Annotated in this window: 1 protein-coding gene; it reads right to left on the reverse strand. The window is 54.5% G+C overall.

Annotation, left to right across the window (positions count from 1 at the left end):
• Positions 1 to 715 (reverse strand): DNA methyltransferase (locus Q1A34_RS21930; RefSeq protein ID WP_300039646.1); only part of this gene is annotated, 715 nt, incomplete at both ends.

The raw sequence follows: 715 nt of genomic DNA on the forward strand, positions 1-715 counted from the left end.
GCATTGGCACCGGCATAGTCCCAGACATTGGTGCGATAGCGACCGGTCTCGCCCAAACCAAAGCTGTTGGTATGCGCAGCTCTCCCCTTTTTCCACACGAATACAAGCTCATGCTTGGAGCGGTAGAACGTTCCCATGCCCGCATTGGTTTTATTCCAGACGCAGAGATTTTTCAGTTCCGTAAATGCCGCCTGCCCCGCCGCAAGCATTTCGCCCATATGGCGCCAGTCCATACAGACAAAGGCAATAGCGCCATCCCGGGCGACCGCGGCTGCATTTTGCAGGGTGTCCGTCAGAAACCGGGTGAACTGATCCACATTCATCTCACCGGAGGCAAAGGCAAACTCCCGGTGTTTGTGCTGTCCAAGACCGCAAACATGCCCGTCAACCGCGACGTTGTAAGGCGGATCTGTAAATATCAGGTCCACCTGCCTGCCTCCGACCAGCCTGTTCACATCGGTCTGTGAGCGGGCGTCGCCGCAAAGTAACTGATGATTTCCAAGTTGCCAGAGGTCGCCCGGTTGCGTAACCGCAGGACCACTGTCTGGAGCCGGCAGTTCGTCAGCATTGTCTGGTTTGTTCGCATGCTGATCGAGTATCATATCCACTTCAGCAATTTCAAAACCTGTCAGATCAATATCAAAGTCCAGATCAATCAGGGCCTGCAGTTCAATGGCCAGAATCTCCTGATCCCATCCGGCGTTTTCGGCCAGTT

This window comes from uncultured Roseobacter sp., assembly GCF_947491795.1.
Lineage (GTDB): Bacteria > Pseudomonadota > Alphaproteobacteria > Rhodobacterales > Rhodobacteraceae > Roseobacter.